The sequence below is a fragment of the Fictibacillus nanhaiensis genome (assembly GCF_042686385.1).
Taxonomy (GTDB): domain Bacteria; phylum Bacillota; class Bacilli; order Bacillales; family Fictibacillaceae; genus Fictibacillus; species Fictibacillus nanhaiensis.
The window spans coordinates 147164-171240 of record NZ_JBHUPF010000005.1; the positions used below are offsets into that span (position 1 = coordinate 147164).

Below are 24077 nucleotides of genomic sequence, written 5' to 3' on the forward strand. Positions count from 1 at the left end.
GGCTGATTTTCTGTATTTAAAACATCCCTAGCGCTTTCTTAGTCGCTGGGCCTACTACACCATCAACTGTGAGTTTCTTAGCTTTTTGAAATTTACGCACAGCGGCATCTGTATTGGCTCCAAATACGCCATCGACGCCTTTTGTGCTGTATCCTAAATTTGTTAGCCTCCGTTGAAGCTCCATCACTTCAGCACCTCGGCTCCCCTTTTTCAAGTTAACGACTGAGAATACAGGAACGGTCGAACTGTTCGTTACTTTATAGCCATTCGCTGCTGCTAGAGCAGGAAAGGATTTACCTGAAGTTGTGATCACAACAGGTGTATTAACCGAAATCCTTGCATATAACCACTGCACCTCATTGTTGTACATACGGATACAGCCTGCACTCACATATTTACCTATGGAACTTGCATTATTGTTTCCATGGATGGCATACGTCGTTCCCCATGTTCCATTTGCGTTTAAACCTAACCATCTGTTTCCTAAGGGATTTCGCGGATCTCCACCAGGAATGTTACCTGTATAATAAGGCCGATTTGTGATCTTGTTTACAATTTTAAATTTGCCCTCTGGCGTATAAGAAGGTAGTTTACCCGTTGCAACTTTAAACACCTTCGATAATTTATTATTCTCAAAATATGCAAGCTGGTTGGTTGATTTATTTATCACGATAAATGATGAAGCTGCTGCCTTTGCTGGTTGAACAAGTAAGAACATGAAACCAAACATCAGTAATGCAATCAGTACCTTTTTCGTATTCATTCCTTCTCTCCTATTCTTTATTGAAATAACAAATCCTCATATTCTATGCGAGGGTATAGGAGATGCATTACTACTTTTATTAAAAAATTTAATCAAAAAAACATGAATATTAAGCTTGTACGATGAATAGACTGATAGGTTATATTTGTCTTAAACCAATGAACAGGAAGAAGCTGAGATGATGCGTAACGTTACCTTTAAAAATAATTTGAAAGTTACTATACGAAAAGCGACTGAAGATGATGCTCAAAATATAATCGATTTCTATAATGTTGTTGGCGGTGAAAGTGATTTTTTATCCTTCGGTGCAAACGAATTTAAACGGGATCTAGAGGAATATAGGAATTACATCACCGCAACTTCCGAAGAATCAAACTCCATTATCTTGATTGCGGAAACAGATTCAACAATTATCGGGATTGCAACGATCAACTCACCTCAAAAAGAACGAACCAAACATGTTGGAACACTTGGTATAGTCGTTTCCGAAACATACACAGGCTTGGGATTAGGAAAAGTTTTAATGAATGAACTTTTGGCGTGGGCACGTCTAAACAACATCACAAAAAAGATTAGTCTTGTAACGAATGAGAATAATGTTAAGGCGATTGAATTATATAGGAAATTGGGTTTTGAAAAGGAAGGTTTGTTAAAGCACGATAATTTTATTAGGGGAACTTATCACAATACCATTGTTATGGGGCTGCTTTTATAAGCTGTTATTCTTCTTTCATTTTGGTACAATTGAACTGCTGTCCGTTCAACTTTTCAATGTTTTCAGAATTTGTTGTTGACTTTAATCTTTTAGGGTGATAAATTTACAAATAATATGAAAGTCAATGACGAGAAAGAGTAAGATTTGATTACTGTTCCCCAGAGAATCGGCGCTTGGTGAAAGCCGATGTTCAGTGCTTATCCGAAAATCATCTCTGAGATGCAAAGCTGAAATGTAAGCTTTGACGGGCCGTCCGCCGTTACAAGGGAACACGTATGATTGTACGTTGACTGAGTGCCGCAAGCTTTCGATAAGCTGTGGAATTAGGGTGGTAACGCGAGCGATAACTCGTCCCTTCTATAGGGGCGGGTTTTTTTATGTTTTCAAATCAATAAAAGGAGAGATTACTTATGAGAAAGATGGACACCGTTTTTATTGGACTTATGTTATTTTCAATGTTTTTTGGAGCAGGAAATCTCATTTTCCCTCCATTCTTGGGCGCCGAGGCAGGATCCTCATACTGGCTTGCGATGGCTGGATTTATTCTAACTGGAGTAGGACTTCCTTTTGCTGTATTATTTGCCGTTTCCCTTGTAAAAGGAGGCGTTCAAACGATCGGCAATCGTGTTCATCCCGTTTTCAGTACGGTCTTTATGGTCGTTATCTATTTAAGCATCGGACCGTTTCTAGCTATTCCGAGAAATGCAAACGTGGCTTATGAGATGGGACTTAAACCGTTCGTAGGCAGTGATTCAAACGCAGCACTCATTCTTCTATTATTTACCGTTACATTTTTCGCGCTCGTTTATGCGGTCAGCTTGAATCCGTCAAAAATGGAGAAATATATGGGACGCTGGATTACTCCTATCCTTCTTTTATCAATGGTTTTGCTCTGCACAGTAGGATTTTTCAAACTTGATGCTCCCCTTCAATCACCATCAGCTAACTATCAATCTGGAGCGTTTTCGACAGGTTTCATTGAAGGTTACAACACAATGGATGCACTTGCTGCTCTCGCATTTGGTATCGTCATTCTTACTGCGATTGGGCAAAGAGGCATTCAAGATCGAAAGCAATTAACAAACTTCACACTAAAAGCCGGTCTGATTGCTGGAACATTACTGACACTCGTTTATGTCAGTCTAGGATTGATCGGCGGTAAAATGGCAGCAACAGGTTCTTTTGAAAATGGAACAGACATCCTTGCAGAAGCGTCCACTCTATTATTAGGTAAAAGTGGAACAGCTCTACTAAGCTTTATCTTTACTTTGGCTTGCTTTACTACAGTTGTTGGCCTAACAACAGCGTGTGGACAATATTTTTCAAAACTAATGCCGAGTGTCAGTTATAAAAAAGTTGTCTTACTCGTTACACTCGTAAGCTTCACGCTATCAAACCTTGGACTGAACCAAATTCTTAAAGTTTCAGTGCCCTTTTTAGTTACAGCCTATCCCTTAACAATCGTATTGGTTATACTTACGTTTTTTAACCGCTTCTTCAAAAACTCAAAGAAAGTGTATGGAAGTGCAGTACTTTTTACTGGTGTATTTGCGCTGATGGATGGCTTAGCGGCATTCGGTGTAGATTTAGGTCCCGTTCAAGTGGTGAAAGATTTCCTTCCTTTATCTTCTATGGGATTACAATGGATTCTTCCCGCTATTGTCGGAACCGCCGTCGGAATGGTGTTAAGTAGCTTCAGCAATGAACATTCGCCAGTAAATGAGTTGGAAGTCAAGGCTTCTTAAGTTACTTAAAAAAGAAGGATCCTGCCACATTGCATGAGCAGCAGATCCTTCTTTTCATTTTATTCACCTTTAATTTCGAGTAGCTTCTGTCTTAAACCGATTTCCATCGTTGCCAGTTCTTCTTCTGCTAAGCGACGCTTCATGCGACCTTCTTCTTGAATACGCAATGTTTCCTCAAGCGTAGAAAGAAGATTCTCTTGCGTTTTCTTTAATGTTTCAATGTCAATTAAGCCGCGCTCGTTTTCTTTTGCGGTTTCAATCGTGTTGGTTTTTAGCATTTCAGCATTTTTTAGTAGAAGCTCGTTCGTTGTTTTCGAAACTTGTTTTTGAGCTTCTACCGCATTACGCTGTCTGATCAACGTTAATGCAATAGCGACTTGGTTCTTCCACAATGGAATAGCTGTCATAATAGACGATTGAATTTTTTCTACAAGCGCTTGGTTCGTGTTTTGAATGAGTCGGATCTGTGGTGCACTTTGGATCGTGATCTCACGACTCAATTTTAAGTCATGAACACGCTTATCTAGTCGGTCAGCAAACTGGACCATGTCATTTACTTCTTGAAACTTCATCTGGTCGTTCGTCTGTTCCGCCACTCTTCTCATCTCAGGAATCGTAACTTGGTTCAGCTCATCCAGCTTAAGTTCTCCAGCTGCGATATATACGTTTAAGGCTTGAAAGTACTCTTTATTGTTTTCATACAATTTTTCAAGCATCACGATATCTGACATAAGAACATTTTTACTGCCATCTAGCTTTACAGAGATTCTATCAATCTGTGCTCCCGTTTTCTGATACTTTGAAAGTACCTCTTGAACAGAGCCTGAGATTTTTCCGAACATGCGGCCGAACAACGTAGGTTTGTTTGACTTTAATTCTTCAGGATTTACATCTTGAAGCTTCCTCATTAGATCGCCAATGATCTCACCGATTTGCCCAGTATCTTTCTTTTTCACATGATCAAGCATCGTGTTCGAAAAGGAATGAAGCTTTGCCTGTGCTGGTGCTCCGTATGTGATCATCGTCTGGTGGTTCGTTGGGTCGATCTGTTTCGCCAACTGATACGCTTTTTCTTTATTTTCTTCTGGTAGAACATCTATTAATCGTACCTGTTTGTTTTCATTCGAAGGCACAGGAGATTCTTGCTGTTCACCAAAAGGGTTTGCCAACAAGTCATCCATCAGGTTTGTCGGTTCATCAGAATGGTTAAGGGGTGCATTATTTTCTTTCATTTATATCGCCTGCCTTTTTAATGGATTGGGAGTCTTTGTGGGATTTAATCGAGTACTTGGCTACATCGATCTCATAATGTAGGTCATCTATATCATTTGACAGTACTTGGTATAAATCCTTTTCGATTTGATCGATTAGTTCGTCGAGTGTTCTTTTCGTTTCTACCAACGATTGCGTTAATTCTTTTGATTTTCTAGGCTGCGAGGATAAAAACATATATTTTTCGGTAAGTTCTACGGCTGAGTCTAAATGAGAAAAATAGAACTGTTCTGCTTGATAAAAACGTCTTGGTTCTTTTTGTGTTAAACTCTGGATCTTTCTGACTACTCGGACCAAATCCGCTCTTTGTTTTAAAGTCGGTAGGTCACGAACTGAAAACATCGCTTTTTGCAGTCTATAAATCTTAGGTTTTGCTTCATCTAAGTTCTTTCTGATGTATTTATACTCTCTTCTTGATAAGTGATGTTCACTGAGAAATTTCTGCTTTTGAAGAAGTCCTGTTGCTGTGTATGCGGCAGCTCCTCCAGCTACTGCAATGCCTGACGACAAAAGGTAGGTCTGGTCATACCCGATAATACTTGCCAGCCATACTCCTACTGAAGCTGGGATAGCAACAAACATGCGGATAAAAAAAGCTAAAAATCCGTTCATTGTAATCGACTCCTGACATAAACTCTTTACTATTCATACGGATATAGTGGTTTTTGAGTTTCGTTTTCATTAAAAAAGTTCATCTATACTATGTTTCTATTATTACCTTATCGAAACCTTCCTAAAATAACCATGGCTTTAAGAAGTAATGTGTTCTAAGACTTGAGGCGTATATATAAAAACTCAAAATTGGAGTTGATTAATCAAATTTAGGATTTAAACAAAACAAAGACGCTGAATATGTATACATCACATAAACAGCGCCTTTAGCTTAAACTCACTTTATTCACTTAAACGTTCTTTCCTTTCTTACTAATACACAAATGCTAGTTATTGTCCCTAACTAGACTTCAATTAATTGTTCGTTCAATCAATTGCCTTGCATTAGATCTTATTTTCCCTCTACTTCTGGTAAATTCCCACACGCCCACATGCTGCGAAAATAGTTTTCACCGGCTATTTCCATCTGCAACACGATCTTAGCATGCTTCGCTCACATACGTCATTGGAATCATCCTCTTTCGTTATGTGTATTTGCGCGTTCCCACATACCCACACATCTCGAAATCAGTTTTCACTGGCTGATCTCTAACTGGATGTGATTTGATATGCTTCGCTTACTTATTTCATTGGAATCACGCCTTCCTTTATTTGAAGTAGTGTTTCTTTGTTAACTACATATTAACCTATTCTAAATTTTATTTAAATATTCAGAATAATCAATTTTATGTGATTTAAGGTGTTTTTATTCCTCTTTTTTAAGCCTTACTCCTTCATTCGTAAAATTTCTTTTTATTTCATCATATTTCAACAATTAAAATAATAAATGTGTATTTTTAGGCTATCACCTATTTCCACTTTCCTACATAACATGCATGTAGAAACACAACTACAAAAAAGAGGAGTGTTTTCAACCTTGACTGGAAAAATTCTAAATTATTACGCTGGCGGTAATACGGCTAGAGGTTTTCACAACTTATTTACATCTAATCTTAGTGGTCTTGATCGCCTATTTATTTTGAAGGGCGGACCTGGTACTGGTAAGTCGACACTCATGAAGGCGGTCGGGGAAAAGTGGAACAATGAAGGCTACGACATCGAATACATTCATTGCGCTTCAGACAACGGTTCGATTGATGGTGTGATTATCAGAGAACTTGGAATCGGAATTGTCGATGGTACTTCTCCACATGTTATTGAACCAAAAGCCCCTGGAGCGATTGAGGAATATGTGAATTTGGGTGAAGCATGGGATTCTAAAAAACTCCTAAACAAAAAGGCGGAAATTTTAAAGATTACAGATTCCATTTCTGCTGATTATCAAAAGGCGTATGCCACTTTCCATGATGCGCTCCTCATCCATGATGAATGGGAAGAAATTTATATTATGAACATGAATTATGAAAAAGCAAACGAAATTACGGATGAATTGATGCATCAGTTTTTTTCTAAAAAAGTAAATAAAACCGCGAACGTCTATCACCGTTTTCTAGGCGCAGCTACCCCAAAAGGTGCGGTGGACTTTGTGCCGAACTTAACGGAGGGTCTGGAAAAGAGATATTTTATCAAGGGAAGACCAGGGTCTGGAAAATCGACACTGCTAAAAAAGTTGGCCGCAAATGCGGAGGCTTCAGGATATAATGTTGAAATTTATCATTGTGGGTTCGATCCGAACAGTTTAGATATGGTGATCGTAAGAGAGCTCGGTTTTGCGATTTTTGACAGTACGGCACCGCATGAATATTTCCCTGAACGTGAGGGAGACTCCATCATAGACATGTATGAAAAAACAATTAAAAAAGGTACCGATGAAAAATTCTTTGATAATCTAAAAGAGATCAGCGGCCGCTATTCAAAAAAAATGAAAGAAGCTATCGGTTATCTAGCAGATGCAAAAAGAAAGCATGATGACTTAGAAAAAATCTATATAGCTGCGATGAATTTTTCAAAGATTGACAAAATCCATAAGAAGATTGATCAGGAGATCGAAAAATTAACAGCTGCACAACAACAAAAATAAGACTTGGAGCAGCTACCATTTTGAGGATGGTAGCTGTTTTGTTATGATGAACCTAAGACAATCTTACATATGGAGGACAGGTTTAGTGATGAAAACAGAACATACAAAAGCTGTTGAAGATCTATATTTTAACTTCATACAAGCGTGGAACGAACGGAATTCACGAGCTATGGCTGATTATTTTGCGGAAGACGGCGAGATGGTTGGATATGATGGAAGTCAGGCATTTGGTCCTGAAGAGATCCATGCTCATCTCGAGCCCATTTTCAGTAGCTTCCCAACTCCACCTTATTACGCAAAAGTGAAGAACATTTCTTTCTTAAGTGATGATGCCATCATGGTTCGTGCTATTGCTGGCATGATACCTGTAGGAAAAACGGAATTATCTCCGGAACTGAATACGCATCATACGGTGATTGCAGTTAAGAATAATGAAAAATGGTTCATTAAACTTTTTCAAAACACACCTGCTCAATTTCATGGACGTCCTGAACTTTTAGATCAGATGACGGAGGAGCTTCGTGCTTTGCTTCCTGAATAAAAACAAGGAAACCCGCTTTAGTTTAAGCGGGTTTCTTCATGTCTATTTTCTTAAAATTTCTTTGAGCCCTTTATAGATCAATACGGCTCCAAAAACAAGAACAGTTAAGATTGCGATAATTTTAACAGCTGGACCGAATGCAGCTAAAAACGTGCCGCCTAGTGGAAGTGCAAGTAGAAAATAACCAGCTAACAAAGCACCAATCAGTGTTAATACGTTTGTATTAGACATATTGCGCCTCCTTATAACAGTTTTTCTTCTCGTTATAAGGTATGCGCCGATGTGGAGAGTGGTTAATTCCTGATAAAATCAGTTTACTGTCGACTTTTTAGCATTTACTGTCCACTTTTCTATATTTACTGTCCACTTTCGAACTTTTACTGTCCACTTATTACAATTTACTGTCCACTTTCTGGCTTTTACTGTCCACTTAAATTTTCAATAGTTTCGTATAATCCTTCTTCGGCACGATGCCTTCTTCTCCAGCACGGTTCAGTAGTGTCGTGATTGAATCGAACCCTTTCTCACCAAGTTCAGCGGTAAAATCATTCACATACAGATCGATATGAGATTTCGCAACTTCCTCTGAGAGTTCGCTCGCGTGCTGCATCACATACTCTCTTGATGCCTCAGGATTTCGCCACGCATACTCTACTGATTCACGAATCCACCCTGTAATAGACTCTAAATCTAGTGAACGACGTGCGATGATCGCTCCGAGTGGAATGGGCAGTCCCGTATCTTCTTCCCACCAGCTACCCATATCAGCCAACAGATTCAATCCGTAATTTTGATACGTAAAGCGAGCTTCATGGATGACAAGACCTGCGTCAATCTTGCCGTCTTTTACAGCAGGCATGATCTCATTAAACGGCATAACGATAATCTCGCCTACTCCGCCTGGTACATTTTGAGCCGCCCATAAACGGAACAGCATGTATGCGGTAGAGCGTTCACTCGGAACGGCCACTTTTGCTCCTGATAGCATGTCTGGTGTAACTTCACCTGACTCGTTCACAAGAACTAACGGACCACATCCACGACCGAGCGCACCTCCGCATGGAAGTAGAGCATATTTGTCCAAAACATAAGGAAGCGCTGCGTATGAGATTTTCAAGATATCAAGTTCATCTGACTCAGCAGCTAAGCCGTTTGTAATATCAATATCTGCATATGTAACATCAAATTCTGGAGCCCCAGGAACAAGACCATGAACCAATGCATGAAAAACAAACGTATCATTGGGACAAGGTGAAAACGCAATACTCATTTTACTCATAACAAAACCTCCGCGATAACTTTACTAGCTCTCTCTAGTGTAGCGAACGCTTCCTTCATACGCCAAGCAGAACGATCTCGCGGACCGATTGGATTTGATATGGAACGAATCTCAAGTACCGGCTTTCCAAATTCTTGTGCCGCTAGCGCTACACCATAGCCTTCCATTGCTTCTGCTACAGCATTCGGCTCACGATCCTGTAGATTTTTTGTCGTTTCAGAAGTCCCTGTCACTGTAGACAGTGTTAGAACGTGACCGAGTTGAACAGGCACACTTGCGAGCTTTAGTGACGTTAAACAGTGCATGACCAGTTCGCTGTCTGCTTTTATACGCGTTGAAGCACCAAAACCAAGCTCATCCAAAGTGATGAATCTTTCAGGAGATTCTGCCCCAAGATCTCCTGAAATGATCTCATCTGCAATGACTAATGTTCCAACAGCTGCTTTATCCTGAAAACCACCAGCAATCCCCATGTTGATTACAACGTCATAGTCTTTCGTTAATAAAGCTTTTGTGGTTTGAATACCCGCTGAGATCGGACCAACTCCAGCTAATACCACATCAATCGAAGGCGTTTGCCCAATTCCTTTTAAGATCGCTTCTTTTTCAGCAGCTACAGAAGTCATAATTAAAATACGGCGTTCGTTATTCATCGACATGAAGATCCCCTTTCGCCGGTTAGCTTAATTTTTCAATGAACACTACTTTTAAATAGTTACCCTCTTTGAACTCTTTGTGAGTTTTAAAATCTTGTGGAAGTTTAAACTCTTCCAAAATGTTATATGTGCCACCCGTTTGTTTAAAAGCTGATGCTATCATCTCTTTAAACTTTTTCATCTCAAACGTAGAACAGTTAGAAGAAGCTACGATTACACCGTTTCTTTCTGTAATCTGAATCGCTTGTGCTAACAGATCAGGATAATCTTTCCCAGCACTGAACGTATGTTTCTTTGAACGCGCAAAGCTAGGGGGATCTAGAATAACAAGGTCAAATGAAAGCTCTTTACGGACGGCATATTTAAAGTAGTTGAACACATCTTCTACGATGATGTCGTGGTCTTCATAGTCCAGACCGTTCACACTGAACTGTTCTTGCGTCTTGCTTCGGCTTCTATTCGCTAAATCAACGCTCGTCGTTTTGGCAGCTCCGCCAAGAGCCGCGGCAACTGAAAACGCACCTGTATAAGAGAACGTATTCAGAACGGTTTTCCCTTTCGCATATTGATCACGAATCGTCTTTCGCACGTCACGCTGATCCAAGAACACGCCTACCATCGCACCATCATTCAGATATACTGCAAAGTGGATGCCGTTCTCTCTCACGATCAGTGGACTTGGCGCTTGTTCACCTTCAACAAAATCGTCATCATCAATATATTTTCCTTTTACAGCAAAACGCTTCTTCTCGTAGATGCCTTTTACTTTAACAAGCTCTTTAAGAGAAGCGATTACTTCATCCTTAAAGGAGTAGATGCCTTCACTATACCAAGTTAGAACGTAGTAGCCGTTATAATGGTCGATCGTCAGCCCACCGATTCCGTCTCCCTCGCCGTTAAAAACGCGGAATGCCGTCGTTTCATAATTGTTAAAAAGATCTTGGCGATGGTTGATCGCTTTTTTTATTTTCTTTTCAAAAAATTCTTGATCGATGAGTTCTTGTGAATTTTGCGTGAGTACCCATCCACGGCCTTTGTTTTGTTTACCGTAATATCCCTTACCGAGGAACACATTCTTTTCATCAAACAGTTCAATGATCGTTCCTTCTTCTTTAACGTTGCTTATATTTTGTACAGCATCTTCCGTGATCAATGGAAAGCCTGTTTTTAACCCCTTCACATAAGAAGGTTTTACTTTTAATCGGACATTCTTCTTCATCTTGTCACCCGTTTCTTATTTTCGTTTTGCAGCAAGTAAACTTTAATCATAAAGTAACTTACTTCTTCAGGAAGTAATTCTTTGATCGGCTTTAACTTTTCTCCGCCGGCTTGTTGAATGGCATGTTCAATTTTTGAGACATAATCATCTGGAATAAGATCCTCCATCTGAACGTCCATTCCCTCTTGCATGCATTGAACGAGATGACTCTCGACCGTACTCACGGCCAGATTGCGGTGTTCAGCAATTTCATCTACAGACATTTTCTCTTTATAGAAAGTGTATGTTTCAAGATGAGAATCAGGCGTTGCCTTTTTTGCAGGTGCTTTTGAAACCGTACTTTGTTCAGCACTTTCTCTTCGCTCTGGATGCTCAGCTAAATAAGTAGAAATGGCAGAGATAAAACGCTCACCATACTTTTCTAGCTTATTTTGACCAACTCCCGTCACACTCAAAAACTCAGTTCTTGACTCAGGCAGTTTCACGCACATATCTTTTAAAGCGGTATCTGCGAAAATCACGAACGGCGGAACGTTTTCCTGTTCAGCTATCGTCTTACGCACGATTCTAAGCTCTTCAAATAACGGGTCATCTGCAGCAACTTGTTTAGTTACTACTGCTTCTTTACGCATGATCTGTTCTTTTCCGAGTAGGATGTCTTTCCCTTTTTCTTTTATATAAAGAGTTGGAAACGTACCATGCTCAACAGCGATGATCTCTTGTGAGATAAAAAACTCGATGAGGTCTGTTATTTCTTTCGTGCTTTTATCTTTCAGCATGCCGTAAGTTGGCAGCTTATTAAATCGCATCTCTAAAACCTTTTTATTCTTGGACCCGGTCAAAACCTGTGCGATCAATGTCTTCCCAAACCGCTTTTGCCCCATACGCACGATACAGGACAATACGATCTGCGCTTCTCTTGTTACATCGATGCTATCGCGATTATCCGTACAGTTTCCGCACCGGCCACATGGCGGAATTTCTTCATCACTAAAATAACGAACAATCGATTGCTGCAAACAGCTTTCGGTGTAGCAATAATCCACCATAAGCTGAAGCTTCTCTAGCTCTTGCGCCATACGATCCTGCTCGCTAGACTGATCGATCAGAAAACGCTGTACCTGGACGTCTTGCGAAGAATATAGCAGGATACATTCACTTGGAAGTCCATCACGGCCAGCACGGCCAGCTTCTTGATAATAACTCTCCATGTTTTTAGGCAGCTGAAAATGGATAACATATCGAATGTTTGATTTATCAATACCCATTCCAAACGCAGAAGTCGCCACCATAACCGATGACTCATCTTGAAGAAACTGCTCCTGCTGCTCCATGCGCTCATTGTCATTCATTCCTGCATGATAACGAGAAACGTTAATGCCGCTTTTTTGGAGTGTTTCATATAGCTGATCAACCGTTTTACGCGTTGCTGCGTAAATGATCCCTGCTTCTTTCTCGTTCTTTTTCAGAAAATCTTTTAAGTAAGAAAGACGGTCTTGTCCCTTAATCACAGAAAAAGATAAGTTTTCACGTTCAAATCCTGTTAATACCGTTTTGTTCTCATCAATATCGAGAGACCAACAGATATCTTGACGAACACGTGGTGTAGCTGTTGCTGTTAATGCTAATACTACCGGACGTTTCGGCAGATTCCCGATCATTCTTTGAATACGTTGGTAGCTCGGTCTGAAGTCGTGTCCCCATTGCGAGATACAGTGGGCTTCATCTACCGCGATCAAAGGAATATCAATCTGTCTCAAATGGTCCATAAAGTCATAAGATTCAAGACGTTCTGGTGCAATATATAAAAGTTTATACTCACCGCTTTTCGCCTTTTCAATTCGTTCTCTCGCCTCTGCTGCTGTAAGTGAACTATTGATGAAGGCCGCGGAAATTCCTAACTGCAATAATGTATCAACCTGATCTTTCATTAATGAAATTAAAGGAGAAATAACAATTGTCGTTCCTTCAAAAACAAGGGCAGGTACTTGATAACAGATCGATTTCCCGCCACCTGTAGGCATGACACAAAGGGTATCGTCACCCGCTAAAACCGATTGTATCGCTTGCTCTTGTCCGTTCCGGAATGAAGAATAACCGTAATGCAAATTCAGCATTTGCTTTGCTTTTTCTATCAAAACCTAATTAGCCTCCCTCAGGTAGAGTCATCTCTTGATTATAAAGGTACTGACTCCACATAGCAAAGACACATCTTACCGTTTTCTTCCGATAAAAATAGACAGACTACTTAATAAAATGTGATACATTAGGAATTGGAGTAATGAAAAAAGGAGTTTTTACATATGACAAATCAAGAAAACAATAATTTGCCACCAAAAACGTGTTCGATTGAAAGACTCGTAACAATGCCAGCTGATGTTGCTAAAGTTCTAGAAGGCAAGAAAACGGCAACTCGCCGTAACGGACGTTATGCAGACATTGGGGAGATCATGGAATTAGAAGGGCATTCGTTCGTTGTGAACAATGTATACCGACAATCTCTTGGTGAACTAACCGATCAACATGCTCAAGACGAAGGATTCGCAACAGTTGAAGAGTATAAGAACGCTATTCTTTCGTACCACCCAGGTATGCCGTGGCTTCCTCATATGCAAGTATGGGTTCACGAATTCAGTCCTGCTAAAGGCTAAATCATAACTTGATGGATGTTTTGTATCGTATTTTGCTGTATATCCATATTTTAAGCGTGATTATTTCAGTTGGACCGTTCTTTATCCTGTTCCCACTGATCAAAAAACTGAGAACCGTTAGTGGAGATGAGATGCAAGCTCACCTTGGCACATTTCGGTTTGTCGTTTGGCTCGCCAAACACGCGGGTCACGTCTTGGTATTGTCAGGTTTATTGCTTGTTTTTACTGGATCATGGACGTGGGATACACCGTGGATCCTCATGACTTTAATCGTATTGTTCTGCTCGCTTTTCTTTTTAGCTCGCGCCTTTTCACCTACGCTTCGTAAGTTTGATGGTGGAGCGCATGATAAAGCGGCGCTAGCTCAAAAACTGCAGCGTGCCGTTTGGATATACCTCGGATTGTTGATGATCATGCTTTGGTTTATGGTAGGAAAGCCATATTTGTGGTTTTAATAAATTGGAGAAGCTGCTCCCTTTTAAAGGGTGCGGCTTTTTTTACGTGGCGTCCATTTGGAGTGGACAAATTTAGCTTGGCAGACTAAAAATGTGGATTGGAGCCTAAAACTCGTGGATTGAACACCTAAACTTTTGGATTCAGCATGCATATTTCTGGATTCAGAGGCTATTCTTGTGGATTCAATTGCTAGGTGTCCGGCAGGCACGGAAATGAGCGCCTAAAATAAGAAGAAATCTGGCTCTCTGTATAGAATACATTAAGTATTAAACTCCATTTTCCGAACAGGAGGCACATTATCATGGATTTACATCCGATCACAGTCATCGAAATCATGTTCACCGTAACTTTGATCAGCATACTTTTCATTATTGCTTTCTTCATTCCTAAAACTAAGCGAAAAATTGGCTTATACACAGCCACTATCATTACAGCTCTCGTTTTACTATTTTTCATTATACGTCCCTTTTGGATCAGCTATCACGTTACCTTAAAAAAAGAACAGCTCACCCAATATTTAGAGAAGCAATTTCCTAATGAAAAGTGGCAGATTACACAAAACATCGGACGGCAATACAATCCTTATATCTTTTTAGTAGAGTTTCATAACGAAAAGGGTTGGAAGTATCACTATTTTGTAAAGAATGCAGAGCACATTAGGCAGCACGGTCTTAGCATTCCGGATGGTGTTGAACAAATGGAGGGTAAACATGAGCGAAATGATTGGTAAAACAAAAGTTTGAAAACCCTTACATTATCTAATAATATTAAATATTTTAAAAATTTATACAATTCCCCTTGTCCCTCTCTTTTTAAGCTGTTATGATTGTGAACATTATATTTCTTAAAACACCACAGAAGGGACATATGCAGCATGAAGAAATTATTATTGATTGTCTTGATTTCCGCTCCATTTATCGCACAACTGGTTGTTCTACCGTTCGTAAACAGGATTGATCCTATCATTTTCGGCCTTCCTTTTCTTCAGTTTTGGTTGTTTTTGTGGATTGTTTTAACTCCTTTTTGCACATTAGGAATCTATCATCTTCAGAAATCAGAAGGGAGCTTGGATTAAATGCAGCAGGGTAATCTTACAGCGCTATCTATCACTATTTTCGTTATCTTAACGGTCGTTTTAATTGGTTTTCTTGCCGGCAGGGACAAAGCTACACGTAGTTCTGTTGAAGAATGGTCTGTCGGGGGAAGACGCTTTGGCGGCCTACTCGTATGGTTTCTAGTCGGTGCAGACCTTTACACAGCTTATACGTTCCTAGGTTTAACGAGTACCGCTTACACAGCAGGAAGTCTCGCATTCTTTGCGATTCCCTACTCGGTTCTAGCGTATTTTATCTCTTATTTTTTCCTTCCGAAGTTATGGAAAGTGGCAAATGAGCATAAGTTAACCACTCTAGCAGACTATGCTCGTGAACGTTTCGACTCTAAGCTATTATCTTCACTCATCGCCATCGTCGGCGTACTCATGCTGATTCCGTATATCTGTTTGCAGCTGAGTGGTATTCAAGATACGCTTCAGGTTGCTGGGACAGGCTTTATCAATGTAAAAGTGGTTGTGATCACCTCTTTCTTGCTTGTTGCACTGTATACATTTTTCAGTGGGATCAAAGGACCGACTTATACAGCAATCATTAAGGATGTTCTAGTGTGGGCGATCATGTTATTCATGGTCGTGTCTCTCCCTATCATGCACTTTGGCGGCTGGAATCCAATGGTCGATAAAATCGTAACGGAAGCCCCTCACCTCTTAACAATTCCAGAGTCTGGACCAAAAGGTGTTGCATGGTTCATGACAGCAGCTTTTGTATCATCACTTGCTCTTTTTATGTGGGCACATGCGGCTACAGGCGTTTTTACAGCAAAAAGTGCAGATGCCATTCGAAAAAATGCACTGTATCTGCCGCTTTATAATATCGTTTTAATTCTTGTTGTTTTCCTTGGATTCATTGCTTTTCTTGTTTTACCAGATGGAACGGATCCTAGGTTTGCTCTTCTTGCATTGATCCAAACGTCTTATGGTGGAATCGGTCAGGGATTAGCGTACTCAACGATCGCACTTGCTTCCCTCATTCCATGCTCTATCATGGCGATCGGTGCATCGAACCTTTTTGCAAACAACATCTATCGTGACCTCATCAATCCGAAAGTAAAAGGTGCAAAATTAACGATGATCACGCGTGGCATGGTTTTCATTGTGATCGGACTCGCCTTATTGTTCGGTCTTGTGTTTCCACAAGCGCTCGTTTCCCTACAGTTGCTTGGTGTATCAGGAATGGTACAGATTTTCCCAGCGATCGTTATCAGTTTGTTCTGGAGAAATCAATCTAGAGAAGCTACCATTATCGGTCTGATTGTCGGACTAGTTGTTACCTTCACAGTCTACTCAACAGGTACAAGTCTTGGAATCTATGAAGGTTTCTGGGGATTGATGGCTAACTTTGCAACGGTGGTCGTGTTGAATCCAATCTTCGTTAAAAAAGCAAAGAACTCATCAAGCGCTGTAAAAGATTACTTATTCAATCAGACATTAAAAGAAGAACAACTTGTACGAAAAGGAGCGTAACTTTTACTCCACAAAAAAGCTTGAGTCCAAAATCTCTCGGACTCAAGCTTTTTTTGATGACTAGATCGATCATAAAGAATTCGATGCTTTTCTGACAAAAGAAATAAGTTGTTTGGAATCAACCGTGTCACCTTTACGCAGCTTAATGGTTTTACGTTCTGATGGACCACTAAATAAACCTTCTGGAAGTTCTAAGGAGTTTGCATTGAAGATTGTAAAGCTTACAGCATCTTTAGATGTTGAGATCACTGCGGCATATTTTCCGTTTTTTAAGAAGTGGGGCTTTTTATATTGAATCCGCTCATGAACTTCAGGTATCGCCTGGTGAACAACTCCGCGTAGATTCGTAGATAACTCCACCTGCCAGGGTTCTTTTAATTCGTCAATAAATTGGGTTACATCGTTATTCATCGTTTACTGTCTCCTTTATTTTTGTCCTATCGGCCTTTTGCAACATATATATATGTTCTTCTAAGTCCTTTTTAAGACTTTCTTTACTTGGACTCGAAAGCAGTGGCTTTCGACGTAATGAATGATGTCCCTTGCTTTCTACTTTACCAATCTGATATCGCATCCATCGTTTCCTCCTTTGGATTGTGATCAGCTTTCCTACCTTTACTGCGAAACTGAACATCTATAATGGTTTTAAAAAAAGTTCATTCAAGACTCACATTCTTTTGCTCTGGACATCAGAAGGCTTTTCTCTTTTTCATTCTTAGTCATAGATGCAGCGCGTTTAAATTCTATTCGAGCGTCATCAAATCTTTCCAATTTAAAAAGAAGATCTCCACGCACGCTATATAGAAGGTGATACTCCTGTAAAGAAGGTTCCTTACTTAATTCATCTACAAGTTGAAGTCCTATAAAAGGACCAAATGCCATTGAGATGGCAACAGCGTGGTTTAATTCAACGATTGGTGAAGGAGATACCCTGTATAACGCCTCATAAAGCGCTGCTATTTTTAACCAGTTCGTTTCTTCAACGGAATGAGCCTCCACATGACAAGCAGAGATTTTCGCTTGAATCGCATATTGCCCTAGTGGTACACCTATCCTTTCACTCCGCTCGAGTGCCGCTAATCCACGACGAATAAGTAAACGGTCCCATTGTGCTCGATTTTGATCCATGAGTAAGATTGGTTCCCCTTTTGCATTTACCCTAGTCTTCAACCGTGAAGATTGTATTTCCATTAACGCGACTAGACCATGTACTTCTGATTCACTTTGGGCGAGCTCAGCGAGAATGCGCCCTAATCTCAATGCCTCCTGACACAGCAAAGGACGAACCCAATGATCGCCTGATGTTGCTGCATACCCTTCGTTATACATCAGATAAATAACTTCAAGCACCGTTGATAGCCGTTCTTTTCGATCTTCTTTTGCTGGAACTTCAAAAGGAATATTTTCAGATCTAAGTGTCCTTTTGGCACGTACAATTCGTTGTGCTACAGTAGATTCTGACAGAAGAAAAGAACGTGCGATCTCATCAGTAGTTAGACCACATAATAAACGCAATGTTAGTGCAACCCGAGATTCTTGTGATAACACCGGATGACAGGTCATAAAGATTAAACGAAGAAGTTCATCTCCAATTTCTTCGTTTATCACATGATCAACATCTTCTTCCGTGTACAGATCAGTTCCTCTGGCCAGCTCGGAATATTTTTGTTCACGTTTTTTTGTGCGCCTTATTAAGTCAATCGCACGCCGTTTGGCCACAGTCATCAGCCATGCCCCCGGATTATCCGGGATACCGATATTTGGCCATTTTTCTAATGCGACGATTAATGCATCATGAGCAATATCTTCAGCGATACCTACATCTCGCAGCATGTGCGTTAAGCTTGCGACCAACTTCGCAGATTCTATTCTCCATATCTCTTCGATCGCTCGATTTACATCGATCACTGTCACGCTTTTTGTTGCTCCTCAGCCTTTTTTCGAAGTTCTCTTTCTTTCATTAAATGAATAGGGTTTTCCATTATTTCCTCCGCTTCAAAAACTTGTCGCAGTTCAATCTCACCATGCCCATATCCATGTGGATCCGGCATACGCAGAGCCCACTGAATGGCTTCTTCTCTTGACTTCACTTCAATGAGCGTATAGCCTGCAATCAGTTCTTTTACTTCTGTAAAGGGACCGTCAACCACTTTAGGGCGACCGCCCCGCTCCGGGTAAGAAATTCGTATACCACTTGAACTAGGTTGTAGGCCGTCTGCAGCAAGAAGCACACCTGCCTTTACTAATTCCTCGTTATATTTTTGCATGGCATCTATTAATTCCTGGCTCGGCATAACCCCCGCCTCTGAATCTGCTGTCGCTTTAACGATCATCATAAATCTCATGTTTAGTTGCCTCCTCATTTTTAACTCTTCATTTTAATGATTTGCACGATAAATCTATAAAAAGGTTTCGGTATTTGTTAAATAAATCCTTTCGTGATTTCCTCTAGTTTATACAGCAGAAAAAAATAAGACGAGTTCAGAAGAAATCCTTTTAACATTAAGCTGTTTCGTATGTCCAAGCCCCTTCTTACTTATTAATTCAGCATTAGGAAGCACTTTTACTAAAGCATCTGCTCCGTCACGAAGCATTAAAGGACTTTCTGTACCTTTAAGTACAAGCGTTGGCACTGTAACGTTATTCCAAAGATCTTCAGGCAATGACTTTCCTTCCATATATCCTTCTAATAATGTCGCATCGTACGGAAGGGTATGTGCAACCGCCATAAGCTTGGACCAAACACCAGGCATCATACGCATCATAGTTACAACGAATGAAGGAGCCCCCATGCCCTTCGTCATGAAGTATTTAATCGTATCCGCAATGAGATCAGCAGCAACAAGATCACTAACCTTTTTTGAAAAATCAGTTGGTGGTACATGATCTGTGTCATTGACGATAAATGGTGGTTCGTGGAGCGCTAATTTTGCAATGCTCGCTCCATGAGCAGCTGCTTGTAAAACAAGAACGGCTCCTGACGATAACCCCCAAACGAAAGCCGTTCCTCCTGCTTTTGTGATAATTGCATCCAGATCTTCATACTCTCGTGCGGGTTCATAATATTTTGAGTCACCGCTATCCCCACGACCACGTCGGTCGTATGTGTAAACTGTAAATTGGTCTGATAATAATCTTGCAAGTTTAACCATGCCTGGGAACTTTCGATAACTGAATGCGCCTCCGATTAAGATGAGTGAAGGCCCATTTCCTAACTTGTCATAAACAATTTTTGTTCCATCTTTTGAAATTACAGTATGCATATGAATCTCTCCTTAGCATTTCAGTTGTTTTCAAGTTGATTTACTTATACGACGAAGAAGAGACGATACTATCGACACACTTTTTTAATTTTTTCAGTTTTTTAAAGAGGGTTTATATAAGAATAATCGCAACGAAATCGTTGCGATTATGATTGTTACCACACTATACTCTTTTTACGACTTCCTAAAAAGCTAGCGAAGTTGATTCTGCTCCCGATAATGCTGCATCTTCTGATTGAATTGAAATCCTAGCACTTTAAAGTAGATGGTGAATCCAAGTATGCCGCCCAGATAAAGAATGTGAAACAAAACCAACATCATAAAAGATGTTTTACTTCCCCACTCGAACCAGTTAAATACTTGGGACATGCCTATTAAAACGAAGCCGAGAATAAAATATTGTATGATCAGTTTCCAACTATTTGTTAACTTCACTTTAGTGTCCTCAGTCCAAAACAGGTAATGCAAACCAGTAACCAGAATACTTATAAAGAAGATTTGAACGATCATCTCGAAGGAAATCTCTCTTGTTCCTAGCATATAGCCGAACACAACATAAATGATGATTCCTGCCGAAAAGAATAAGCTCATATTCGTTTTAAATGCTACCGTATACGCCATTACATTTTTAAACATATCATCGTCTCCTTCATTTTAAAAACCTAATTTCTCTTTTAAAATAGGCACATACTGACGGGATACTAACATGTTCTCTCCGTTCTCCATCTTCACTTCTAACCTGCCTCCGATTCGTGGGGAAATGGATTGTAATCGATCGAGATTCAATATGCTCGCTTTTGTAGCACGAAAAAAATTCACATCACCGAACAGCTCTTCAATTTGATACAACCTTAATGACACCTCATAGACCGATTTTTCGGTATAAGCAAATGTCTTTTTATCAACAGACTCAAAATAATAAATATCATTGGGTAAAAGAAGATAAACCTTTCCATCCTTTGTGCCCAAAACTTTTCTTTCAAGAGACCTCAACGAAGTTAGAACTTTAATAACTTCATCATTTAACATTTTGCATTTCACTATGATTTCCAAACCTTCATGATCATCACTTTCATGTATTGTAAGCTTCATCTCACGCCCCCTTTTATGTGATTCACTTTATTTTTACCCAGTATATGTCATGATTTTCTCATCGTAAATCCACTTCTGACCAACCTGCCATAAACCGTCACCAAGTTGCACTCATCTCTTCATGAATAACAAATAATTACCGTACATTTTAATAAAAAACGTCACTTACTAGTTTAATTAATAAAAAAACACTTGTAAGTTTCACAAGTGCTATCTGTTAATTATTCAATTCTTTTCTTACGATATCTAATAGAACGGTGTTCTGGTCTGTCTGAACCATCCCTTGGTTCTCTTTATTCATTAGATAGTAAGGCAGTTCCAACACATCCCTCAGTCTGCCTTCCGTTAAGAATGGTGTAGTAACTTTTAGTTGGATATCATCCGGCTCTAAAGGTAGTGTTGAAGCAAGGATATAACCCCAATCTACTCCGGTCTTGTTTGAGAAATTGTGAAATGGACTTGTGAAGAATCCGCATTCTTTTAACGTCTTTTCGATGCTCCACATATATTCTGGCATTAAGTTGACCGTTGAACAGGCAATGGATAGTACACCACCAGGGTTTAAGTGTTCTTTTAACTCATGATAAAACTCTAAAGAAAACAATCGGGATAAACTCGGGCATCTTTCAGTCGGCTCTGGTATGTCCACAATTATTACGTCCCAGGTTTCTTGGCTTTGTTCTACAAAACGTCTTCCATCTTCAATCTTAGTTTTCACTTTGTGATGGTTTAATGCACCATCATTAAATGACACTAATCGATCGAAACTTTTCCCAAGATTCATCATCTCTTCATCAATATCTACTGCAATAATTTCTTCAACTTCTTCGTAACGTAATGCTTCTCGTACGCTGATCCCGCCTCCACCACCGATGATTAAAATGCGTTTCGCCTCTTTCGCTGCCGCCATTGGAACATGTACGATCACTTCTGCATACTCATTCTCATCCTGTTTTGTACCAAACATGATCTCACCATTGCTATATACCCATACTTCTTCTCCGACTTCGACTAGTGCAATTTTTTGAGTAGATGTATGAAACGTTTGCAGCACTTTGAAATTTTGTTGAGGTCTCTGGCTATCATTTATATAGGTTATAAGATAACCGTTTCCCCATATGATCCAATAAAAATAGACACTTGCTTCTACTATAACAACTGCAGCTGCGCCAATGGCTAGCCACATGAGCTCATCCACTATGAACACTCCTTATTTTGAACAAGTTATATTCACATTACTATTCATTCATCGAACATGTGGTGTTGAAAAACTTGTACATTAGCAAAATTTAGGCCTCTGCATAGACTAATGCGACAATCATTTTTTGGAGGTTATGTTATGAGCTATATGAATCCACAACAACAACAGCAAGATAGCGGACAACAGCAGAGCGATGGACAGCAGCAAGCACTTCAACTATCCCTGCAACTCATTAAACAAGCCGTAGCAGGCGAAAGAGAAGATCGATTATTTTACGATTACTTAATTTCTGAAGCGCCTACCAACGATCAAAAATTAATCATCGCCTCTATTCGTGATGATGAGAAAAGACACAACAAACTTTTCAGAATGATCTACAAAGATCTTACAGGCCAGGAAGTTCCACCTGAAAGTGGAGAAGAGTTTCAGAAACCGAAAACCTATAAAGACGGCCTCGTCAAAGCTCTGTTTGGCGAACTAGCTGCTGTCGAGAAATATCGCGTTATCCGTCAAGGACTTCCTAATACGTATTATCGAGATATCCTCTTTAACATCATTACAGATGAGATTAAACATAGTGCAAAGTACAACTATTTATTTACGTTAAACAGTACATCAAGTTCTCCTCGTTCTTTTCAACAAGAACACCGAATGACACAAACAGAGAGCTTGGCGGATCAATGGGTTTCGTACATTGACCCTCTAGTGAAAAAAGCTTTACAAGAGACAGAAGAAGGCATTAACCTAACTCATCTTTATCAAGAATATATCTTGTCTGGTGTTCTTGTCGGGCAAGGGTTTACACCTCAACAAGCCATTGAACAAGTAGAAGAGTGGGAAAAAACAGGAGAGTCTCAGCTATTGAAAAAGAGTAAGATGATGGGAAACCAAGGAAGGTAGGAGAAGAGAGGGATGGAACCTACACAAATATTTTCAAAGCCTTTTATTGGCGATCAATTTCCGGAGATGACGGTTCATACAACCCTTGGGGATCTTGTCCTTCCAACAAGTTATCAAGGTCATTGGTTTGTCCTATTTAGCCATCCAGGTGACTTTACACCCGTATGTACAACAGAGTTCGTAGCATTCCAAAAGCTCATGCCTGAGTTTACAAAACTAAACACTTATTTAATCGGATTATCTGTAGAACAAGTGTACTCTCACATAAAGTGGATTGAATGGATACAGCAGAATTTGAAAGTAGAGATTACTTTTCCGATCATTGCAGATAGTCTTGGAAGGATTGCTACTAGACTTGGAATGATCCACCCTACAATGGGAACAAGAACGGTGAGAAGTGTTTTCATCGTCGATCCAACAGGCAAGATACGTCTTATGCTGACGTATCCCGAGAATGTGGGACGTAATATCAACGAGATCCTAAGAGCAGTTAAGGCGTTGCAGACAGCAGATAAAAATAAAGGTGCAACACCCGCAAACTGGCCGAAAAACGAACTAGTCGGAGACCGTCTGATCGTTCCAGCACCTACAACCATACAAGAGGCGAAGAAGCGTGCAGAACAAGCACAAAGTGGAGAGATTGAGTGCTACGATTGGTGGCTATGTACAAAGCCACTACATGATAGATAGAGAGAGCAGCCTTTGATTAGGCTGCTCTTTTTAAGTCCACACATTCTTTATGCCGTTTTAATCTTTACAATAAAATAGTAATACTTATACATCACAACAAGAATTAAGATCACTCTTGCAATCATGCTGTCTGTAAGAATAAAAGTAATCAAGATCATCGAGTCTGAAAACAGGCTGATCATAATCTTTTTCTTTTTTGTCAGTGAGCGATTTCTTACAAAATCGTCTAGATGTTTTTTATAGATATCCGTTCCTTTAAACCACACTTCAAACTTTTTGGAACCTTTTACAAAGAAATAAGACGCGAGTAATAAAAGAGGTGTGGTAGGAAGCAACGGCAAGACAATTCCTACGACGCCTAAACCAAGGAAAAAGAACCCCAATGCTACAAATATGATGTTTTTAATTTTCATTCGGATTCTCA

The 24077-nt window shown here is 39.9% G+C and carries 28 protein-coding genes and 1 other annotated feature; of the genes, 11 read left to right on the top strand and 17 right to left on the bottom strand.

The genetic code is table 11. The annotated features are described in order from the left end of the window. Positions 1 to 16 precede the first annotated feature (16 nt). On the bottom strand, positions 17 to 763 hold the full coding sequence (locus ACFS5O_RS03340; protein WP_066390939.1) for a L,D-transpeptidase family protein: 747 nt from the start codon (positions 761 to 763) through the stop codon (positions 17 to 19). Positions 764 to 941: 178 nt separating this feature from the next. On the opposite strand from ACFS5O_RS03340, the gene ACFS5O_RS03345 reads away from it, so the two are divergent. Both ACFS5O_RS03345 and brnQ read left to right on the top strand, forming a co-directional pair. Continuing rightward, positions 942 to 1478, top strand: coding sequence for a GNAT family N-acetyltransferase (locus ACFS5O_RS03345; RefSeq protein WP_318300060.1), 537 nt, complete (start codon positions 942 to 944; stop codon positions 1476 to 1478). 115 nt (positions 1479 to 1593) lie between these two features. Then, positions 1594 to 1837: a binding site (T-box leader), on the top strand. A 51-nt stretch (positions 1838 to 1888) separates the two neighbouring features. Beyond that, positions 1889 to 3223 (top strand): branched-chain amino acid transport system II carrier protein, encoded by a 1335-nt coding sequence (gene brnQ, locus ACFS5O_RS03350; RefSeq protein WP_205724397.1) that lies wholly within the window; start codon positions 1889 to 1891, stop codon positions 3221 to 3223. Positions 3224 to 3282: 59 nt separating this feature from the next. On the opposite strand, the gene ACFS5O_RS03355 is transcribed toward brnQ, so the two are convergent. Together ACFS5O_RS03355 and ACFS5O_RS03360 are read right to left on the bottom strand one after the other, a co-directional pair. After that, complete coding sequence (locus ACFS5O_RS03355) at positions 3283 to 4455, bottom strand: toxic anion resistance protein (RefSeq protein WP_205724396.1); 1173 nt, start codon at positions 4453 to 4455, stop codon at positions 3283 to 3285. Next, the gene (locus ACFS5O_RS03360) at positions 4442 to 5107 is read right to left on the bottom strand and encodes a 5-bromo-4-chloroindolyl phosphate hydrolysis family protein (RefSeq protein WP_205724395.1); all 666 of its coding nucleotides are present in this window, start codon (positions 5105 to 5107) and stop codon (positions 4442 to 4444) included. Before ACFS5O_RS03360 ends, ACFS5O_RS03355 begins: the two co-directional genes overlap by 14 nt. A 916-nt stretch (positions 5108 to 6023) precedes the next feature. Here ACFS5O_RS03360 and ACFS5O_RS03365 point away from each other — a divergent pair. Both ACFS5O_RS03365 and ACFS5O_RS03370 read left to right on the top strand, forming a co-directional pair. Then, positions 6024 to 7127, top strand: a complete 1104-nt coding sequence (locus ACFS5O_RS03365) for a PRK06851 family protein (RefSeq protein WP_205724394.1) — start codon at positions 6024 to 6026, stop codon at positions 7125 to 7127. An 88-nt stretch (positions 7128 to 7215) separates the two neighbouring features. After that, positions 7216 to 7668, top strand: coding sequence for an SgcJ/EcaC family oxidoreductase (locus ACFS5O_RS03370; RefSeq protein WP_205724494.1), 453 nt, complete (start codon positions 7216 to 7218; stop codon positions 7666 to 7668). A gap of 42 nt (positions 7669 to 7710) precedes the next feature. Here ACFS5O_RS03370 and ACFS5O_RS03375 read toward each other — a convergent pair whose 3' ends face one another. The 5 genes from ACFS5O_RS03375 to recQ all read right to left on the bottom strand — a co-directional run bounded on the left by ACFS5O_RS03375 (position 7711) and on the right by recQ (position 12960). After that, positions 7711 to 7899, bottom strand: a complete 189-nt coding sequence (locus ACFS5O_RS03375; protein WP_066390930.1) for a hypothetical protein — start codon at positions 7897 to 7899, stop codon at positions 7711 to 7713. Between the two features lie 199 nt (positions 7900 to 8098). Beyond that, positions 8099 to 8938, bottom strand: coding sequence for a 1,4-dihydroxy-6-naphtoate synthase (locus ACFS5O_RS03380; RefSeq protein ID WP_205724493.1), 840 nt, complete (start codon positions 8936 to 8938; stop codon positions 8099 to 8101). A 5-nt stretch (positions 8939 to 8943) separates the two neighbouring features. Further along, positions 8944 to 9606: a futalosine hydrolase gene (locus tag ACFS5O_RS03385; RefSeq protein WP_205724393.1), complete on the bottom strand. Its 663-nt coding sequence runs from the start codon at positions 9604 to 9606 to the stop codon at positions 8944 to 8946. Positions 9607 to 9625: 19 nt separating this feature from the next. Continuing rightward, positions 9626 to 10822: a class I SAM-dependent rRNA methyltransferase gene (locus ACFS5O_RS03390; RefSeq protein ID WP_205724392.1), complete on the bottom strand. Its 1197-nt coding sequence runs from the start codon at positions 10820 to 10822 to the stop codon at positions 9626 to 9628. Then, on the bottom strand, positions 10819 to 12960 hold the full coding sequence (gene recQ, locus ACFS5O_RS03395; protein WP_205724391.1) for a DNA helicase RecQ: 2142 nt from the start codon (positions 12958 to 12960) through the stop codon (positions 10819 to 10821). Before recQ ends, ACFS5O_RS03390 begins: the two co-directional genes overlap by 4 nt. A 165-nt stretch (positions 12961 to 13125) precedes the next feature. Between recQ and ACFS5O_RS03400 the strand changes: the two genes are divergently transcribed. The 5 genes from ACFS5O_RS03400 to ACFS5O_RS03420 all read left to right on the top strand — a co-directional run bounded on the left by ACFS5O_RS03400 (position 13126) and on the right by ACFS5O_RS03420 (position 16507). Further along, positions 13126 to 13473 carry an ASCH domain-containing protein gene (locus ACFS5O_RS03400; protein ID WP_153238167.1) on the top strand — a complete coding sequence of 116 codons (348 nt, stop codon included), beginning with the start codon at positions 13126 to 13128 and terminating at the stop codon, positions 13471 to 13473. Between the two features lie 11 nt (positions 13474 to 13484). Further along, complete coding sequence (locus ACFS5O_RS03405) at positions 13485 to 13928, top strand: hypothetical protein (RefSeq protein ID WP_205724492.1); 444 nt, start codon at positions 13485 to 13487, stop codon at positions 13926 to 13928. 302 nt (positions 13929 to 14230) lie between these two features. Beyond that, positions 14231 to 14659 carry a hypothetical protein gene (locus ACFS5O_RS03410; RefSeq protein WP_205724390.1) on the top strand — a complete coding sequence of 143 codons (429 nt, stop codon included), beginning with the start codon at positions 14231 to 14233 and terminating at the stop codon, positions 14657 to 14659. 144 nt (positions 14660 to 14803) lie between these two features. After that, positions 14804 to 15004: a DUF3311 domain-containing protein gene (locus ACFS5O_RS03415; RefSeq protein WP_144704243.1), complete on the top strand. Its 201-nt coding sequence runs from the start codon at positions 14804 to 14806 to the stop codon at positions 15002 to 15004. After that, positions 15005 to 16507, top strand: a complete 1503-nt coding sequence (locus ACFS5O_RS03420) for a sodium:solute symporter family protein (RefSeq protein WP_205724389.1) — start codon at positions 15005 to 15007, stop codon at positions 16505 to 16507. It begins immediately after the preceding gene. A gap of 69 nt (positions 16508 to 16576) precedes the next feature. Here the strand turns inward: ACFS5O_RS03420 and ACFS5O_RS03425 are convergent, their stop codons facing one another. The 8 genes from ACFS5O_RS03425 to ACFS5O_RS03460 all read right to left on the bottom strand — a co-directional run bounded on the left by ACFS5O_RS03425 (position 16577) and on the right by ACFS5O_RS03460 (position 22060). Then, positions 16577 to 16918 carry a DUF1801 domain-containing protein gene (locus ACFS5O_RS03425; protein ID WP_205724388.1) on the bottom strand — a complete coding sequence of 114 codons (342 nt, stop codon included), beginning with the start codon at positions 16916 to 16918 and terminating at the stop codon, positions 16577 to 16579. Then, a complete protein-coding gene (locus tag ACFS5O_RS03430; protein ID WP_205724387.1) occupies positions 16911 to 17081 on the bottom strand; it encodes a hypothetical protein in 171 nt (56 codons plus the stop codon). Before ACFS5O_RS03430 ends, ACFS5O_RS03425 begins: the two co-directional genes overlap by 8 nt. Before the next feature lie 86 nt (positions 17082 to 17167). Beyond that, positions 17168 to 18421 (bottom strand): RNA polymerase sigma factor, encoded by a 1254-nt coding sequence (locus ACFS5O_RS03435; RefSeq protein WP_205724386.1) that lies wholly within the window; start codon positions 18419 to 18421, stop codon positions 17168 to 17170. Beyond that, positions 18418 to 18852: a YciI family protein gene (locus tag ACFS5O_RS03440; RefSeq protein WP_205724385.1), complete on the bottom strand. Its 435-nt coding sequence runs from the start codon at positions 18850 to 18852 to the stop codon at positions 18418 to 18420. Before ACFS5O_RS03440 ends, ACFS5O_RS03435 begins: the two co-directional genes overlap by 4 nt. Positions 18853 to 18960: 108 nt before the next feature. Beyond that, positions 18961 to 19770, bottom strand: coding sequence for an alpha/beta fold hydrolase (locus tag ACFS5O_RS03445; protein ID WP_205724384.1), 810 nt, complete (start codon positions 19768 to 19770; stop codon positions 18961 to 18963). Positions 19771 to 19962: 192 nt separating this feature from the next. Next, entirely contained in the window at positions 19963 to 20406 is a 444-nt protein-coding gene (locus ACFS5O_RS03450) for a hypothetical protein (RefSeq protein WP_205724383.1), read from the bottom strand. Positions 20407 to 20424: 18 nt separating this feature from the next. Continuing rightward, positions 20425 to 20862, bottom strand: a complete 438-nt coding sequence (locus tag ACFS5O_RS03455; RefSeq protein ID WP_205724382.1) for a LytTR family DNA-binding domain-containing protein — start codon at positions 20860 to 20862, stop codon at positions 20425 to 20427. Positions 20863 to 21079: 217 nt separating this feature from the next. After that, entirely contained in the window at positions 21080 to 22060 is a 981-nt protein-coding gene (locus ACFS5O_RS03460; protein WP_205724381.1) for a spermidine synthase, read from the bottom strand. 141 nt (positions 22061 to 22201) lie between these two features. On the opposite strand from ACFS5O_RS03460, the gene ACFS5O_RS03465 reads away from it, so the two are divergent. Together ACFS5O_RS03465 and ACFS5O_RS03470 are read left to right on the top strand one after the other, a co-directional pair. Continuing rightward, positions 22202 to 22963 (top strand): ferritin-like domain-containing protein, encoded by a 762-nt coding sequence (locus ACFS5O_RS03465; RefSeq protein ID WP_205724380.1) that lies wholly within the window; start codon positions 22202 to 22204, stop codon positions 22961 to 22963. A gap of 12 nt (positions 22964 to 22975) precedes the next feature. Beyond that, positions 22976 to 23653: a peroxiredoxin gene (locus ACFS5O_RS03470; protein WP_205724379.1), complete on the top strand. Its 678-nt coding sequence runs from the start codon at positions 22976 to 22978 to the stop codon at positions 23651 to 23653. A 47-nt stretch (positions 23654 to 23700) separates the two neighbouring features. Here ACFS5O_RS03470 and ACFS5O_RS03475 read toward each other — a convergent pair whose 3' ends face one another. Further along, on the bottom strand, positions 23701 to 24066 hold the full coding sequence (locus ACFS5O_RS03475; protein ID WP_205724378.1) for a YbaN family protein: 366 nt from the start codon (positions 24064 to 24066) through the stop codon (positions 23701 to 23703). Positions 24067 to 24077 lie beyond the last annotated feature (11 nt).